The organism is Paraburkholderia dinghuensis, from assembly GCF_003837865.1.
Taxonomy (GTDB): Bacteria; Pseudomonadota; Gammaproteobacteria; order Burkholderiales; family Burkholderiaceae; genus Paraburkholderia; species Paraburkholderia dinghuensis.
On sequence record NZ_RQIS01000010.1, the window covers coordinates 192184 to 207841 of the forward strand.

The 15658-nt window shown below is 64.6% G+C and carries 13 protein-coding genes; 2 read left to right on the forward strand and 11 right to left on the reverse strand.

The features are described 5' to 3' along the window. Positions 1-23: 23 nt before the first annotated feature. Positions 24-344, reverse strand: coding sequence for a pyrimidine/purine nucleoside phosphorylase (gene ppnP / locus D1Y85_RS15470; RefSeq protein WP_124151941.1), 321 nt, complete (start codon positions 342-344; stop codon positions 24-26). Positions 345-760: 416 nt separating this feature from the next. On the opposite strand from ppnP, the gene D1Y85_RS15475 reads away from it, so the two are divergent. After that, positions 761-1597: an alpha/beta fold hydrolase gene (locus D1Y85_RS15475; protein ID WP_124151942.1), complete on the forward strand. Its 837-nt coding sequence runs from the start codon at positions 761-763 to the stop codon at positions 1595-1597. 61 nt (positions 1598-1658) lie between these two features. Here the strand turns inward: D1Y85_RS15475 and D1Y85_RS15480 are convergent, their stop codons facing one another. From D1Y85_RS15480 to D1Y85_RS15505, 6 genes are all read right to left on the reverse strand, one after another. Next, positions 1659-2126 carry an SgcJ/EcaC family oxidoreductase gene (locus tag D1Y85_RS15480; RefSeq protein ID WP_124151943.1) on the reverse strand — a complete coding sequence of 156 codons (468 nt, stop codon included), beginning with the start codon at positions 2124-2126 and terminating at the stop codon, positions 1659-1661. A gap of 72 nt (positions 2127-2198) precedes the next feature. Beyond that, positions 2199-3140, reverse strand: coding sequence for a DUF2950 domain-containing protein (locus D1Y85_RS15485; protein ID WP_185218994.1), 942 nt, complete (start codon positions 3138-3140; stop codon positions 2199-2201). A 10-nt stretch (positions 3141-3150) separates the two neighbouring features. Next, positions 3151-4422 carry a DUF3300 domain-containing protein gene (locus D1Y85_RS15490; protein WP_124151944.1) on the reverse strand — a complete coding sequence of 424 codons (1272 nt, stop codon included), beginning with the start codon at positions 4420-4422 and terminating at the stop codon, positions 3151-3153. Positions 4423-4743: 321 nt separating this feature from the next. Then, entirely contained in the window at positions 4744-5856 is a 1113-nt protein-coding gene (locus tag D1Y85_RS15495; protein ID WP_124151945.1) for a BamA/TamA family outer membrane protein, read from the reverse strand. Between the two features lie 492 nt (positions 5857-6348). Further along, positions 6349-7149, reverse strand: a complete 801-nt coding sequence (locus D1Y85_RS15500) for a family 1 encapsulin nanocompartment shell protein (RefSeq protein ID WP_124151946.1) — start codon at positions 7147-7149, stop codon at positions 6349-6351. Beyond that, positions 7142-8224 (reverse strand): Dyp-type peroxidase, encoded by a 1083-nt coding sequence (locus D1Y85_RS15505; protein ID WP_124151947.1) that lies wholly within the window; start codon positions 8222-8224, stop codon positions 7142-7144. Before D1Y85_RS15505 ends, D1Y85_RS15500 begins: the two co-directional genes overlap by 8 nt. 153 nt (positions 8225-8377) lie before the next feature. Here D1Y85_RS15505 and D1Y85_RS15510 point away from each other — a divergent pair, with 153 nt between their 5' ends. Beyond that, complete coding sequence (locus D1Y85_RS15510) at positions 8378-8650, forward strand: hypothetical protein (protein WP_124151948.1); 273 nt, start codon at positions 8378-8380, stop codon at positions 8648-8650. A gap of 115 nt (positions 8651-8765) precedes the next feature. Here the strand turns inward: D1Y85_RS15510 and D1Y85_RS15515 are convergent, their stop codons facing one another. From D1Y85_RS15515 to D1Y85_RS15530, 4 genes are all read right to left on the reverse strand, one after another. Further along, on the reverse strand, positions 8766-10799 hold the full coding sequence (locus D1Y85_RS15515) for a VTT domain-containing protein (RefSeq protein ID WP_124151949.1): 2034 nt from the start codon (positions 10797-10799) through the stop codon (positions 8766-8768). 226 nt (positions 10800-11025) lie between these two features. Beyond that, positions 11026-12174 (reverse strand): acyl-CoA dehydrogenase family protein, encoded by a 1149-nt coding sequence (locus D1Y85_RS15520; RefSeq protein WP_124151950.1) that lies wholly within the window; start codon positions 12172-12174, stop codon positions 11026-11028. Between the two features lie 11 nt (positions 12175-12185). After that, entirely contained in the window at positions 12186-13382 is a 1197-nt protein-coding gene (locus D1Y85_RS15525) for an acyl-CoA dehydrogenase family protein (protein ID WP_124151951.1), read from the reverse strand. A gap of 71 nt (positions 13383-13453) precedes the next feature. Continuing rightward, complete coding sequence (locus D1Y85_RS15530) at positions 13454-15589, reverse strand: 3-hydroxyacyl-CoA dehydrogenase NAD-binding domain-containing protein (RefSeq protein ID WP_124151952.1); 2136 nt, start codon at positions 15587-15589, stop codon at positions 13454-13456. Between the last annotated feature and the right edge of the window lie 69 nt (positions 15590-15658).

Here is a 15658-nt window from a genome sequence, read left to right on the forward strand (position 1 = left end):
CCGCCGCCCGGCCGGTCACACGGTCACAGATAGCTGCAGACGTAGTCGAGCGTTTCGATCACATCGATGTCGAAGCGGCTCTTGCCCGGCACGGAAAACGTTTCGCCCGCGCTGTACGTTTGCCACTCGCTGCTGCCGGCGAGACGGATGCGGCACTTGCCCGCCTGCACTTCCATCAGTTCGGGCGCATCGGTGCCGAAGTTGAGCGTGCCAGGCAGGATCACGCCGAGCGTCTTGCGGCTGCCATCGGCGAAAAGCACCGTGTGCGAGACGCACTTGCCGTCGAAATAAACGTTGGCACGTTTGATAACGGAAACCTGGTCGAATTGCGTTGCTGCCATCATGGCGGTCTTCCTCTGGGTCGTCGTGAATGGAATGGGGGCGCCCGCGCATCCGGCGTCGGGCGGCGAGTGTGTCCCGGCGATGTCGCTCGCCGCGAGCCCGACATAATACCGGCAGTGTGCGCTGTCTGCGATTTTTCCGCAGCGCATGGTTAAATCCGTTTGCCGGGCTCCGCGCGCCGGTCCGGGCTGCGATGAAGGCGTCGTCCGCATCCTTTGCGCATGGTTTCGATCCGGTATTTCGCTGAACTTGCTAGGATGTTCTGGACGGTACGTCCTGTTCCGTCGCCATGTCGCTATTCCCATCGCTTTGTTTCATTCGCTTTTTGCGATTTTTCGCCGAAGCGGTGACTTCTGTCGCTCGGGCGCCGGATCATGATGACCGGCTGTCGCCCGAATAACGTCAAAGGAGCATGACCATGCCGTACGTTATGACGAAGGATAATGTCGAGATCTTTTACAAGGACTGGGGTCCGAAGGACGCACAGCCCATCGTCTTCCATCACGGTTGGCCGTTATCTTCAGACGACTGGGATACACAGATGCTCTTTTTCGTCCAGAACGGCTACCGCGTCATCGCGCATGATCGACGCGGTCATGGTCGTTCATCGCAGGTCTCGGATGGGCACGACATGGATCACTACGCTGCCGATGCCTTTGCCGTTGTCGAAGCACTGGATCTGCATGACGCAGTGCATATCGGCCATTCGACGGGCGGCGGCGAGGTGGCGCGTTATGTGGCGAAACATGGACAGCCCGCTGGGCGCGTCGCCAAGGCCGTTCTGGTGAGCGCCGTGCCTCCGCTCATGCTCAAGACCGAGGCGAATCCGGAAGGACTCCCGATTGAAGTCTTCGACGGTTTCCGGAAGGCGCTTGCCGACAATCGGGCCCAGTTCTTCCTCGATGTTCCAGCCGGACCTTTCTATGGCTTCAATCGTCCCGGCGCGACGGTCCATCGCGGCGTGGTCCAGAACTGGTGGCGGCAGGGCATGATGGGCAGCGCGAAAGCGCACTACGACGGCATCAAGGCGTTCTCGGAAACGGATCAGACGGAAGATCTTCAGTCGATTACGGTACCCACGCTCGTGCTGCATGGGGAGGACGATCAGATCGTACCGATCGCCGATGCGGCGCTGAAGTCGGTCAAATTGTTGAAGAACGGAACGCTGAAGACGTATCCGGGTTTTTCGCACGGCATGCTGACGCTCAATGCCGATATTCTCAATGCCGATCTGCTTTCCTTCGTGCGGGCTTGAAGGCGAGGACATGAGCCCGCTTCGGCGGGTTTTTTTATGCGTCGGTGGTGTTAATTCACGCTCAATCCCCTTCCGGCATCTTCGACGAATGATGGCTTGTAATTAGCCATTTATGCCCGTTCCACCCATAGGTGAACGTATAGCGCGCCTTGACCACGGTGCCGTCCGCGTACTTGAACGTGTATAGACCTGCGTCGATCGCCGTGTTGCAATCGATCACGACAAAACGGAAGTCGATCGTGCCGACGGGCTTGTTTTCGAGGAAGTGTCTGAAATAGTCTTCCTTCTCCTCGACGGTCAAACGCACCTTGTTCGAGACGGTCGGTATAAGGATCGAACGCGGCGCATAGTTCGCCGCGACCTTCGCCGGGTCGCCCGTCTTCAGCGAATCGTTCCAGCGATCGAACAGTGCGGAAATCTGCTTCTCCGATGTGGGATGGCAGGCTTCGGTCTTCGCGAATGCGCTCCCATGGACGGCAACACCCAGCACTGCAGCAACCGCGAACGACCTCGACAGGCGGACCTTCATGTTTCACCTCGCTGGTAACGGACCGATGTGTGGCAGGTGCGAGTGCAAGCGCCAGGTGCAAGCGCAAGCGAGTTACTCCTTGTCGCGATCGGGCACCTTGCTCCAGCCTGTGCCAGGGTCGAACGATTTCGTGGCCTGCGCTTTCGCCGCACTGTCCGGCCCGAGGTCGCGCTCATAAACCTGACCGGAATGGCTCACCATGAACGTCTTGATTCCCGTCTCACCGTACTTCACCGGCCAGGCGATGACCGCGAAGCCCCCGAACAACTTGCCTTTCACGACGTAGTCATAGGCGCCACCGGGCGCGTTGGGCCCCTGGGACTCCAGCAGTTTGAAGTGGTACCCGTAGTAGCCGGCGCTCTTCGCGTTACGCGAACTCGCATCGACGAAGGCAGCACCGAGCGGACTCGGCGTGTCGTCGGGGCCGGTTGGCCAGTAAAGGCCGTCGTGCTTGCCAGGCGAGCTCACCATCTTCGCGGCATAGGCGAGCACGCCTACGCCGTCGTGATTGGTCTGCGCGTATTCGCGCTGCGCATCGAAGATCGCCAGCATCGTCTGGATGACGGCCAGCTCGTTGCGGCCGATGCGCTCCACGCGAATGTCTTCCGCGCCAGCCCGCGTGTCGAAATGCCATCCCTGGTCGTTCTGGACGAGCGGAACCGGGAACGTCCAGCCATCGTCGCCTACGACGATGCGCGCGTGCCCGGCTTCCCCAGGCTGGATGGCGTGGGACTTCGCCCACTCGGCGATGAATGTATCCCTCACTGGCGCGCCGAAGGGTGGGATCAGCTCGCGAAAATCCTTGCCGAAGATCGTGCGCAACGCGTCCTCTCGATCCTTGACGACGGCGTCACCGAAGGCATTCATCGCAGCCTCGGGCGAGCTGAAGCTCTTCTGTGCGTGGGCGAGGGGCGCCGTCGCGAGCGACAGCGCAACCGACAGCGCAACTGTGGCCGCGAGGTTTGCGAACGTCTGCGCTAACAGTTTTTTCATATCGTGCGGATGAACGTTCATGGTTCACTCCCTAGCGTCTGCCACCACGTCCACCACCGCCACCGCGCATGCCACCGCCCGAGGGCCTGCTAAAGCCTGAACCCTGCATGCTTCGGCTGCCCCGGTCGAAGTTGCGCTGCGAGGCGCCACCGCCCCCTCCGACGCCTGAAAACGCGCCGTCGCGCCCGCCGCTGTATCCGCCGCCGCCGTAGCTCGCGCGATTGCCGTTATTGACCCGATTCACACCGCCCGCGGAACCGCGATTCCCTGCGCCGCCGGCGGATCGGTCTGCCACCGATGCACGATTGCCCGCGCCGCCCCGGTCCGCCGTGGCCACGCGGTTACCCCCTTCGGCGCCGCGCCCACGATACTGGGACCGCCTGTCGGCTCCCGACGAACCGGCGAACTTGTCGCGCGTGGCGTTATCGCGGTAGGCGACGCCTTGACGATGGCCCGCATCGTGTTGCCAGCGGCCGCCTCTCTCTCCGTTCTTGAGTTTCGAACTGTCGAAGTTACGGTCGACGTTCCGGGCCCGGTCGGAGTTGATGTTGATGTCGCCGCCGCCCCAGCACGAATTGCAGTCGCTGAAGATCGCACCGGCGGCGGCAAGACCGATGCCCCAGGCGAACCCTGTCGCGAGCGCCGCGCCGGGATAATAGCCGGGGTAGTAGGCCGGGTACGGTGGCCAGTAGTAGGGCGGATAGGCCGGGTAACCCCACGAGCCATATACGACTGCCGGATCGTAGGCGGGCACATAGATCACTTGCGGATTCGTCGGCTCGATGCGCACGATGGACGTACCGCCAGCGGCCGCCGGCTCAGTGATCACCTGCTGCTGCTCGTTCGACTTGAGGTTCCCCGCCTCCTGCGCGCGCGAGCGCAATCGCTGCACCGCGGCGAACACGTCTTGTTGCTGCGCGAGGAACGCATCGCCGAGCTTCTGTGTCCAGTCCAGCTTGTCGTACATCGGCTCGAGAATCTGGGGGAATGCCACCATCGACTTCACACTGGCGTCCCACGACTGATCCTGGACCGCCTGCACCGCGGCATCGCCCTTCACATCCGGGTGCGCTTTCACCCAGCGCGCCGCATGGACGATTTCGAGCGGATACGTGGCCGCCATCAACACCTGGGCGAGAACCGAATCCGGATAGAGCGCGATCGGCGCAACCAGCGCCTCTATCTCCTCCGGCTTGTATGGCGAAGGTCCTTCAGTACCGGCTTGCGCAAAGGCAGGAGCCGCTACCAGCAGGATCAGCCACAAAAGCGCGCCCCTCACCCATCGTTCTTTCCAGTTGCTCATGTCCCCTCCGTACGGCGGATGTCGACGCGGACAACGCTGCGTTCTTTGCACTCATGCAACCGCATAACATCAAACTGAGTGACACCCCCGTTGGTTGCGGGGTCTTATGGATCGTGCGGCCGGGCGCAGGTTCGTGATCGGTTTCGCCCGGTGTTGGTCGTTCCTGGAATTCGGGGGTATTCGTCGGACAGGTCGTCTTCTGCTTTTGTATCGTAGTGCGACTTCCGCACAAAACAAAGTTGTTCGCGAATGATTACGCTTCGTTACCGGCCGCACCGACGCAAGCGCGAAATGCGTGTCGGCGCACTGGCGCGAAACGACTTAACGCCATGCACTGCCAAACTGTATGTAAAACGCGTTCTGGTCTTTGCTATGAGCGACGTCGATGCCAATGGACGCCCCGATCTTGCGCGCGATGAGATAACGAAACCCCGTCCCGACGCTCACTACGTTCTGTGCCTGAGAAAAGCTTTCCAGCCGGCCATAGGCTTTGCCGAGCCCTGTGAAACCGAGCAGCGACCATCGCGGCGTCACGTCCCAGCGCAGTTCCGTCTCAGTCGAGATGGCATTGCGGTCCTGGTAGCGACCCTTCTGCACCCCGCGCAGATCGACATAGGGCTGCGCGAAAAACGGGATGTCACCTGTCGAAAACCGGGTGTCCACACGCAGCCCCAGAATGATCGTGCGCGTGAGGGGAATCCACTTGAAGGCACGAGCGGCATAGACGTCATAGTTATTCGTGCCGCCAAAGCCTGTCCTTGCGAATTGCGTTTCGAATTCGGCGAAGGTGCCCGAGGCGGGATAGAAGATGTTGTCGCGCGAGTCGTAATCCAGAATGAGGCTCCCCGCGCCGATGCGCACGTTCTTCTGAAAGTTGAGCACATCGGCCGGTATGTTGCCGCCAGAGAAACTGGACGTCGTGTCGAAGTAGACATAGCGCACGCCCCCGTACCATCGGCTGTTGCCGAGGCGCGCCAGAAACTGCTGAACCAGCGCATTCCCTTGCAGGGTATAGGCGCGTGGTTGACCGGAAAGACCGAAGTAGTCGAGGTTCGCGTCGACCTTTGCCACCGCGCCGAGGTAACGGTAGCGGTCATCATCCCAGGTGTGGAAGTGGGCGGCCGCCGCGGCCCAGGTACCGTTCTGCGTATACAGGCCGCCCACTGCCGTGACGTTTGGGGGAATCCGGCTGGGCTCGCCGGTGGACGAATTCGCGGCGGCTTCAGCGATCGGCCCGGAAAAGAAGAGCAGGCCCAACCCAAAGCCGTAGCCGACGGCCGGCTCGGTAATCACTATGGGTACCGGCAAGGCGCCCTTGTGCTTGAGAAGGAAGTCGCTCATGTCGAGCTGGCCGTCCTCCGGATCGAAGAAACTGAGCGGCTGGCGTTCGTCGGCGCGCGCGTCGATGCAGACTGCAACAGCCGTCGCGACCATCGCTGCAGTCAGCCTCGCAAGTGCGGTATGACAACGCATCGCCGGGTCCTCTTTTCCGATCAACGGGTGCACGTTTAGTCGTCTGAGAACTGAATCCCGGATACCGCTCATGGAGCCGCGTGCACCTGGCGTTTCATGAAATCAATTGGGCGTATTGATTCGTAGATCCACAAATATGTGCTCTCGTTCAAAGGCCCCGTGTTTGCAGGGAACATCTTTCGCTATCAAGCTCTGCTCGACCCATCGATGACAGCAACGGCGACGCGCCTTCGATCCGGAGACCTGGTATAAAAGACTCGTCGGCCTGCTTGATGGCAGGATAGCCGTCACTCACGCAGGCTTCTCCCGTACCATGACTTGAAGGCAGCACGATGTGTCATCCGTGGCGAGCGAAGGCGTCCATCGCGCGTAGCGTCAGCCGATCTGCTTTCGGTCCGCAAGAAGCCGTGCCGGCTACACCATCCGCGCACCTTAGGTCCCGTTCCGCTGCAGCTATTCCGGCCTCACCACCACGCAGGCCTCGGACGTCAGCATCAGGAACGTGAAGCTCTCCTGAAGATAAAGATGCACGCTCTGGTCATCGTGGCTCAGATACCCGATCGACACATCCTGCCCAAGGTGGAGCGCGAAGTCGCCGCCACGCGTGCTGAGAATGCAGCCACCGGCGATGGCCGGCGCCCAGATAATCTCGCCGCTCACGAAGCGACGGATGTGTTCGAGCACAGGATAGCCCTGGTCGTTCGCCTCGCTCACGGCCGTGTAGGCGTCCGAGCCAAGCAGCACGGTGTAAGGGCCGTCCACGCCCTGCAGGCGTAGTTCTTCGAGCGCTTTCGCGATCACGGCCGGGTAGCCCGCGGTCTCCGCAGGCAGTAGCAGCAGCGGGTTCGACGCCCCTTCGCGGATGCCCGTGATCTGCGCGGCCCCGTAGCCGTCGAAGATCGCGCGGTCTTCCGCGAACGCGAGCCGCAGGGCCGCGTCTTTCGCGGGCTGCCAGTCGGAGTCCTCGGCGCCCCGTTCGACGTCGTCGATGGCGTCGCGCGACAACGCGAACGGCACGCGCAACTCGACAAGCGGTTTCACTTCGCGCTGGCGCGCACGGATGCCTTCGAGCGGCGCTTCGATGCCGATCTCGTGCCCCGTACCGACGCCCGCGAGATCGGCGCCGCCGGGACCCGTGACGTCCACGACGCGGCGGCCCGCGACCAGGCGCTTGAACGTACGCGCGACTTCGTCTTCGATCTGCGACCAGGCCGCGCTGGAAATGGGCGCCAGCTCGCGATGGAGATTATTCATACCGGGGTGCTCCTTTGAGGGAACCGATGGCAAGCGAACCAGCGCTGGCCAGCGTGTCGTGTTTTGCCCGGGCGTTGGCGGTGTCCAGCGCGGACGCGACGGCAACGGTTTGCGCAGCGTGAGGATCGCGCACGGCGAGCGCCTCGAGCAGCGGCTCGGATGGCACGAAGAAGAGTCCGCCCGTCACGGCGCGGCTGAAGTCGAGCAGGCGGTCGTAGTTGCCGGGCGGCAGGCCGACGAACATGTTTTCGAGCATCTGTTCGATGGGCTGCGGAGAGCGCGCATAGCCGATGAACCAGGTGCCGAATTCGCCATGGCCCGGCCGGCCGAACGGCATGTTGTCGCGCAGGATCTTGATCTCGTCGCCATCGGCGTCTTCGAGTGTCGTGAGGGAACTGTGCGACCAGTCCGGCTTCACCGCGTCGTCGAGTTCGATGTCCTGGAGCTTCGTGCGGCCGATGATGTGCTCCTGCGCTTCCACGGACAGCGCATTCCAGCCCTTCATGTCGTGCAGATACTTCTGCACCAGCACGTAGCTGCCGCCCGCAAAGTCGGGGTCCGCGTCGCCGATCACCGTGAAATGCACTGCCTCGTCGCCGACCGGATTTTCCGTGCCGTCGACGAAACCGATGATCGCCCGCATGTCGAAGTTGCGGAAGCCGTGGACTTCGTCCACGGTCGTCACCGCGCCTTCGAGGCGGGTCATCAGTTGCGTGGCGAGTTCGAAACAGAGGTCGGTCTGGTCGGCGCGAATGTGCAGGAGCAGGTCGCCCGGTGTCGCGACCGCGACGCGCTCGCCCGTGCCGAATTCGCGGAACGGATGCAGTTCGGCGGGACGCGGTGCGCCAAATAGCACGTCCCACGCTTGCGAGCCGAACCCCACGACGCACGTGAGATTGCCCGACGGCACGCGCTTGCCGATGGCCCGCGTGAGATTCGCCACATCGGCGCACCAGGCGCGCACGCTGGCGCGGCTCGCGGCGTCATCGTTGACGGTCGCGACGATGAAGAAGGCGTTGCGCGTGACGGGAGAGGAGACGGCCTGGGGGGCGGGCGGTGCTGAGGATGGCGTCATGGTCTGATGTATCGCTCGGCGTGAACGGGAAAAAGGCGCGGGAAAAGGGCGCTATGAGCGCCTCCCTAGTGTAGTCAACTGGAGAAATGGACGTTTGCAGCCTGGGCGGGCGGCGTGCGACGATAGTGGCCATCCTGGCCACGGAGACACAACATGTGGGACCACACCGAGCACGAAGGCTTTGAGATCTGGGTACTGCCGATTCCGGCCTTCGGGCCGCGCTCGCCGGAACCGCTGTTCCACTACAGCGGCTACATCTGCCGGCACGGCGCGGATGCGCATCTGGACGGGCAAAGCGTCCGCTTTCACGACATGATGCGCAATTTCACCGGTGCCGACGCGGCGCTCGACGCCGCGTATGCCGACGCCCGCAAGCGTATCGATCGCTTTCAGACGACCGGGAGCTGGGCGGAACACGCGGGTTGACTGGCGGGCGCGCCGCTTTTCACACCGCTTTTCACGCCGTTTCGCGCGGCGCTTTTCATGACGCTTGTCAAGGCGTCGCGCGGGCCGGTTGCTGCACTGCGTCGCAGGCGGGCGGCTAGTGCTTTTCCGAAACGATCAGCGTCACAGGACGGCCCTGGCAGCCGCTGCCGCCTGGCACGGTCAGCACGCGCCATTCAGCGGGTTCGCCCGGCGCCATGAGGTCGAGCGGGCTACCGTCCTCTTCGGGGATGGCCGTGAGCACGTTGAACGGCCACGATCCGCGCCGCAGCCGCTCGTGAATCACCGAGCCCGTCCAGATCGGCACCGCAGCGCCGCCGTTTTCGGGCCCCAGCGCATAGCCTGTCGGCCAGAAGCGCAGCACGTCGCGCTGGTCGTCAGGGCGTGTGGAATCGCCATGGGGCGGTACGCGCGCGAATACGAGCGGCGACGGCATGCCATTGTTCAGCTTCGGCAGGAGCGGCAGCGTCAGCACGTTCACCTGCGGCGCCACGAGCGAAAGCGCGTCGCGCATCGTGAAGTGCGCGCCTTCGCTCCAGCCCGCGTCGCGCAGCGCGTCGCGCATGTCGCCGGCATTGGCGGCCCACTGGAGCGTCATCGGCTCGCGGCGCTCGCCTTTCATGTCGAATCGATAGCACGCGAGCGTTTTCCACAGCGCGCCGGTCCATTCCGTCTTCGAGACGACGACCGGCGGCGTTTCCACTGGCGCTGCGCCGCGCTTCACGGTACCGGGCTGTAGCGCGAACGATACGGCCAGCACGGCCAGCACCACCGACGGCATGAAATGGCGTGGCGTCGGCCGGTTTGGATAGCGCCACAGCGACATCAGCACGATGGCAGCAATCCAGATCGAGGCAAGCGCGGCGCCGCCGATCGCATCGGAGAACAGGAAGCGGTCGAAATAGAGTCCCGCGAACGTCGCGGCCACGATGATGACGTTCCCGAGCGAGGCGACCATGGCCCCCTGCAGCCTGTTCACGCGGCGCACGAGCAGGAACATCAGGAATCCGTAGACGATCACCATCGTCGCCACGCGGTCGCTCGGGAACACGAAGGCCGCGACGCTTTCGCCGCCGTGCGGCGCGTGATGAACACCGAGGCGGATCGAGAAAATCAGCACCTGCGAAACCGCCGCCGCAATGATCCAGTACGCAATGGTGCGCCAGTGCCGCTCGAACGCCATCCAGATGATGCCGGTCACGATGAGCGCCGCGAGCGTCGCGGTGCTGCCGAGCGTTTCGATGCGCGCAAGCGCGGCGTCGGCCCAGACCGAGTGGATCGAATACAGGAACTGGCGCACGGAATGGTCCACCTGCGCGAGCAGATTGCCGTGCAGCAGGTTGCCCAGCACGTACGAGAAGATGGCCGCGCCAATGGGGAGGAGCGCCGTGATCGCAATGACGGCGCCGAACGCGGGCTGCGCCGGGTCGAGCAGGCGTGCGAGCCGCCGCCCCGCTGCGCCGTGGTGCTCCTGCGCCCAGCGCGCTGCGCTGCGGCGCGAGGCGCTGGCCCATGCGTCGAGGTGCTGCAGGAGGATGCGCGTGAAGCGCCAGATGAGCCATCCCGCGAGCGCGAGTATCACGACGATCACAACGAGCCGGAACGACACCGCGCCCGCGATCTGCAGCGAGGCGCCGAACACGACGCCGGGCAGGATATGAGCGGGCGCCCAGATGAGCGCGGAGATGACGTTCATCACGAAGAAACGCATCGGCGTCATGCCCGCCATGCCCGCGACGATCGGCACGACCGCACGCAGCGGCGCGACGAAGCGCGCGAGGATCACGCTGCGCGCGCCATTGCGGAGGAAGTATTCGTGCGCCTTGGCGAACATGTCGGGATAGCGCGAAAACGGCCACCGCTGCGCGAGCGCGTCGCGATAGCGATGACCGATCCAGTAGCTGAGGGCGTCGCCGCCCACGGCCCCCGCGATGGCCACGACGAACAGCCAGCCGAGATTGACCGTGCCCGTGCCCGCGAACGCGCCCGCGATGAACATGGCCGTGCTGCCCGGAATGAACGTGCCGATGAGCGCCATCGATTCGAGAAACGACGCCGCGAACACGACAGCGAGGGTCCACTGTGCGTGCGCGGTGAGCAGTTGCAGCAACTGGAGGTAGGCGTACTCCATCGACAGGCGGGCTGGGTAGCGGTTGGATCGCGGTTGAGTCGCGCGTCACGCGCGAGGCGGCATCCGCAAAATATACCCGTGCGCAGTCCGGAGCGTGTTGACGGGTGCCGGATCGCGCGGGTCGATGGGGAGGTCCTGTGTTCCTGAGTCTGCGCTCCCTCAAGGCACCAGGGTGGCGCGCGGCCCGGCGTCGCGCCGGGTGCCGCGTTTCACATCACATCGGCATTCAGTCCGCGCTGCGGCCGAGCGCGATGTAGCGCGCGAGATGATGATCCTCGTCGCCGAGCTGATGATCGATCATGACGAGGCGCTTCGCGTAGTGCGAGAGCGGCAGCTCCCAAGTCATTCCGATGCCGCCGTGCAGCTGGATCGACTCTTCGGCCACGCGTGCGCCGATGCGTCCAGTCGAGTATTTCGCCGCCGAGAGCGCGCGTTCGCGTTCGGCCCGCGGGGCGTCGATCGCCGCCGCCGCGTTGATGACCGACGAACGTGCCTGCTCGATTTCGAGCAGCAGGTCGGCCATGCGATGCTGCAGCGCCTGGAAGCTGCCGATCGGCACGCCGAACTGCTTGCGCGTGCGCAGGTAGTCGAGCGTGTAATCGCGCGTGACGTCCATCGCGCCCAACGCTTCGGCGGCGAGGGCTAGAAGGCCGTAGCCCGTCGCGTGTTCGAGCGTGGCGAAGCCTTGTCCTTCGACGCCGACGATCGCGTGAGCGTCGAGCATGACGTCGTCGAGTGTCACTTCGCCAGCACGTCCTCCGTCGATCTTGCGATAGCCGCGCACGCTCACGCCTTGCGCGTTGCGCGGAACGAGGAAGAGCGAGATGCCGGCTTCATCGAACTCGCCACCGGGAAGGTCGCATGAGGTGCGCGCGGAAACGAGCAGCAGGTCCGCTTGCTCCGCGTGCTGCACGACGCCCTTGGCGCCGTGCAGCACCCATTGGTCGCCGCGTTTCGTGGCGCGCGTCGTCACGCGCGACGCTTCGTAGTGCGAACCCGGTTCGTCGTGGGCGAGCGCAACGATCTGCGAGCCATCGATCAGCGCAGCGATCGTCTCCTGCTGCGCGGCGTTGCCCGCGTGGGCGAGCGCGCGTCCGACGATGAGCGTATCGAGGAACGGTTCGACCACGAGGCCGCGTCCGAGCGATTCGAACACGACGGCCACGTCGAAGCCTTGGCCGCCGTATCCGCCGTGCGCTTCGTCGAACAGCGCGCCGATCACGCCGAGTTCAGCAAAGCGGCGCCACATGTCGACGCTGAATCCTTCTGCCGAGCGCGCGATCTTGTCGCGTGTGTCGAATCCGTACTGCTCGGCGATGAAGCGGTTGAGCGAATCCGCGAGCATCCGGCGGTCTTCGGTGTGCTGGAAATTCATGGCGTCGTCCTTTACAGACCGAGAATCATCTTCGAGATGATGTTCTTCTGAATTTCATTGGAGCCGCCGAAGATCGACAGCTTGCGGTTGTTGAAGTAGAGCGACGCGGCGCTCGCGGCTTCGTCCGGCCCGATGGGTTCGCCTGTGTAGCCGTCTTCGAGCGCTTCTTCGACGAACGGCGCCGCATACGGTCCCATCGCGCGACGCAGCAGCGACGAAATCTCCTGGCGGATCTCGGTGCCGCGAATCTTGAGCATCGAGCTTTCCGCGCCCGGCACGCCGCCGCCCGCCACGGCCGCGATCACGCGCAGGTTCGTGGTCTTCATGTTTTCCAGGTCGATTTCGACTTTCGCGAGGCGCGTGGCGAACTGCGGATCGTCTGCGAGCGGTTTGCCGTTGCGCGTGATCGTTTGCGCGGCGCGCTTCAGGCGCGCGAGCGCCGCGACGGAAAAGCCGACGCCCGCGATGTTCGTACGCTCGTAGGTGAGCAGATACTTCGCGTACGTCCAGCCCTTGTTTTCCTCGCCGACGAGATTTGCCACTGGCACGCGCACATCGGTGAAAAACACTTCGTTCACTTCGTGTTCGCCGTCGAGCGTGATGATGGGCCGCACTTCGATGCCCGGCGTGTTCATGTCGATCAGCAGGAAGCTGATGCCTTCCTGCTTGCGCACGTCGGTTGCCGTGCGCACGAGGCAGAAGATCATGTTCGCGTAGTGGCCGAGCGTGGTCCACGTCTTCTGGCCGTTCACGACGTAATGATCGCCGTCGCGAACAGCCGTAGTGCGCACCGCCGCGAGGTCCGAACCCGCGCCGGGCTCCGAATAGCCCTGACACCACCAGTCGGAGCCGTCGAGAATGCGCGGCAGCCAGTGGCGCTTCTGCGCTTCGCTGCCGTATTTGATGAGCACAGGCCCGAGCATGTTCACACCGAACGGCACGATGCGCGGCGCGCCCGCAATCGCGCATTCGTTCTCGAAGATGAACTTCTGCACGGGGCTCCAGCCAGGGCCGCCGTACTCCTTCGGCCAGTGGTTCGCGAGCCAGCCTTTCTCGTTGAGCGTGGCGTGCCAGGTCGCCATGTCGTCGCGCGTGAGGCGGCGGCCGTTGCGCACCTTGTCGGCGATGCGCTGCGGCAGACGTTCGCGCAGAAAGTCCAGCACTTCGGCGCGGAAGGCTTCTTCTTCCGCTGTGAATTTCAGGTCCATGCTCGTCTCATCTCCTCACTGCGTCGGTTCACTGCGTCGCTTCATCGGGCGGGCCCGAAGGCCCGCCGTGTTCACGCCGATTGATCGAGGCTCGCGAAGTTCGCGCCGCGCTCCACCAGTTCGACGATGAGCGGCGACGGACGCCAGAACAGCGGGTCCTCCTTCGCGAACTCGCGGATGTCGGCCAGCACGTTCGCGAGGCCCACCATATCGGCGTACTTCATCGGGCCGCCGCGATAGCGCGGGAAGCCGTAGCCGTAGAGCAACGTCACGTCGACGTCGAGCGGGCGCAGCGCGATCTTTTCGTGCACGACGTTGGCGCCTTCGTTGATCATCGCGGCCATGTAGCGGCGGATGATTTCTTCGTCTGTGAAGCTGCGCGGCTTGATGCCGGCGCGTTCGCGCTCGGCGGCGATGATCGCAACGACCTCCGGATCGGGCGTGCCGGTGCGCGCACCTTCCGGGTAGAGGTAGAAGCCGCGGCCCGTCTTCTGTCCGAACCAGCTACGCTCGCAGAGGCGGTCGGCGATCTGCACGTAGCGTGCGTTCGGATCGCGCGTCGCGGCGCGGCGCTTGCGCGAGGCCCAGCCGATGTCGCCGCCCGCGAGATCGATGACCTGGTACGGGCCCATCGGGAATCCGAAATCGCGCACGGCCTTGTCGATCTGATACGGCGAGGCGCCGTCTTCCATCACGTGATCGGCAGCCGCGCGATACACGGCGAGCAGGCGGTTGCCGATGAAGCCATCGCATACGCCCGCGCGCACGGGCACCTTGCGCATCTTCTTCGCGAGTTCGAAGGCCGTTGCGACGACGTCGGCCGTCACCTGCTTCGGCACCACGACTTCGAGGAGCTTCATGATGTTCGCGGGCGAGAAGAAGTGCAGACCGACGACATCCTGCGGTCGCGAGACGCTCGCGGCGATGGCGTCGATGTCGAGATACGACGTGTTCGTGGCCAGCACGGCGCCCGGTTTGCAGACGCGGTCGAGTTCGGCAAAGACGGCCTGCTTGACGCTCATCTCTTCGAACACGGCTTCGATCACGAGATCGGTCTGCGCGAGCGCGTCGTACGAGGTGCTACCGGTGTAGCGGGCGAGGACCTGCGCCTTCGCGTCGGCCGTCATGCGGCCCTTCGCGATGAGGCCGTCGTAGACCTTCTCGACGTGCGCGCGCCCGCGTGCGAGCGAGGCGTCGTCGCGCTCGATCATCGTCACGGGCAGGCCCGCGTCGAGCGCCGCGACGGCGATGCCCGCACCCATCGTGCCGCCGCCGATCACGCCGATCGTGTTGATCGCGCGCGGCGTGGCGCTCTTCGTTTCGGGGGCTTTCTGCACTTCGCGCTCGGCGAAGAACGCGTGCACGAGGCCCGCGCGCTGCGGGCTGTCGAGGCATTCGAGGAACTGCTTGCGCTCGAAACGCAGGCCGTCGTCGAACGCGTTGTTCGACGCAGCGTTCAACGCAGCTTCGACGCAGTCGACGATCTTCATCGGCGAGAAGAGTCCGCGCGACTTCTTCGCCGTGTCGGTGCGTGCGGCGGCGATGGCGGCCTGCGCGGACTCGCGGTCGGCGAGACCTTGTGCGTCGCGGGTACGGCGGACCGGTGCATGCGCGGCGAGCAGTTCCTGCGCGTAGGCGAGGCCCTCTGCGAGGACGTCGTCGCTCGCGCCCACGCGGTCCACGAGGCCGAGCTTGAGCGCTTCCTGCGCGCTCGCATGGCGGCCGCTCAGGATCAGCGAGAGTGCCGCTTCGGCGCCGATCAGACGCGGCGTGCGCTGCGTGCCGCCCGCACCGGGCAAGAGACCCAGCTGGACTTCGGGCAGGCCGAGCTTCGCACCCGGCACGGCGAGGCGGTAGTGCGCGCCGAGCGCGACTTCGAGCCCGCCGCCGAGCGCCGCGCCGTGGATCGCGGCGATCACCGGCTTGCGGCAAGCCTCGATGCGGTTGCAGACGTCGGGCAGCGCGGGCGGCTGCGGCGGCTTGCCGAACTCGCGGATATCGGCGCCCGCGATAAAGTTGCGCCCCGCGCCGACGAGCAGCACGGCCTCGACCGCATCGGTGGCGTCGGCGTGCTCGATCGCGGCGGCGAGGCCGCGGCGCACATCGACGCCCAGCGCGTTGACGGGCGGGTTGTCGATGGTGACGAGCAGCACTTTGCCGCGCAGTTCATACGAAACGGGGGAAGGATGGATGCTGTCGGATGCCATGTCTCGTGTCTCCAGAGGGCGGGCCCAGGGGCGCGCCGGGTGGCCGCCAGGTGATGGCCTGGTGGTGGG

Bases quoted from the DNA above. Each gene is read 5' to 3' on its own strand.
- ppnP (WP_124151941.1), bottom strand. From the start codon at position 344: ATGATGGCAGCAACGCAATTCGACCAGGTTTCCGTTATCAAACGTGCC.
- D1Y85_RS15475 (WP_124151942.1), top strand. From the start codon at position 761: ATGCCGTACGTTATGACGAAGGATAATGTCGAGATCTTTTACAAGGAC.
- D1Y85_RS15480 (WP_124151943.1), bottom strand. From the start codon at position 2,126: ATGAAGGTCCGCCTGTCGAGGTCGTTCGCGGTTGCTGCAGTGCTGGGT.
- D1Y85_RS15485 (WP_185218994.1), bottom strand. From the start codon at position 3,140: ATGAACGTTCATCCGCACGATATGAAAAAACTGTTAGCGCAGACGTTC.
- D1Y85_RS15490 (WP_124151944.1), bottom strand. From the start codon at position 4,422: ATGAGCAACTGGAAAGAACGATGGGTGAGGGGCGCGCTTTTGTGGCTG.
- D1Y85_RS15495 (WP_124151945.1), bottom strand. From the start codon at position 5,856: ATGGTCGCGACGGCTGTTGCAGTCTGCATCGACGCGCGCGCCGACGAA.
- D1Y85_RS15500 (WP_124151946.1), bottom strand. From the start codon at position 7,149: ATGAATAATCTCCATCGCGAGCTGGCGCCCATTTCCAGCGCGGCCTGG.
- D1Y85_RS15505 (WP_124151947.1), bottom strand. From the start codon at position 8,224: ATGACGCCATCCTCAGCACCGCCCGCCCCCCAGGCCGTCTCCTCTCCC.
- D1Y85_RS15510 (WP_124151948.1), top strand. From the start codon at position 8,378: ATGTGGGACCACACCGAGCACGAAGGCTTTGAGATCTGGGTACTGCCG.
- D1Y85_RS15515 (WP_124151949.1), bottom strand. From the start codon at position 10,799: ATGGAGTACGCCTACCTCCAGTTGCTGCAACTGCTCACCGCGCACGCA.
- D1Y85_RS15520 (WP_124151950.1), bottom strand. From the start codon at position 12,174: ATGAATTTCCAGCACACCGAAGACCGCCGGATGCTCGCGGATTCGCTC.
- D1Y85_RS15525 (WP_124151951.1), bottom strand. From the start codon at position 13,382: ATGGACCTGAAATTCACAGCGGAAGAAGAAGCCTTCCGCGCCGAAGTG.
- D1Y85_RS15530 (WP_124151952.1), bottom strand. From the start codon at position 15,589: ATGGCATCCGACAGCATCCATCCTTCCCCCGTTTCGTATGAACTGCGC.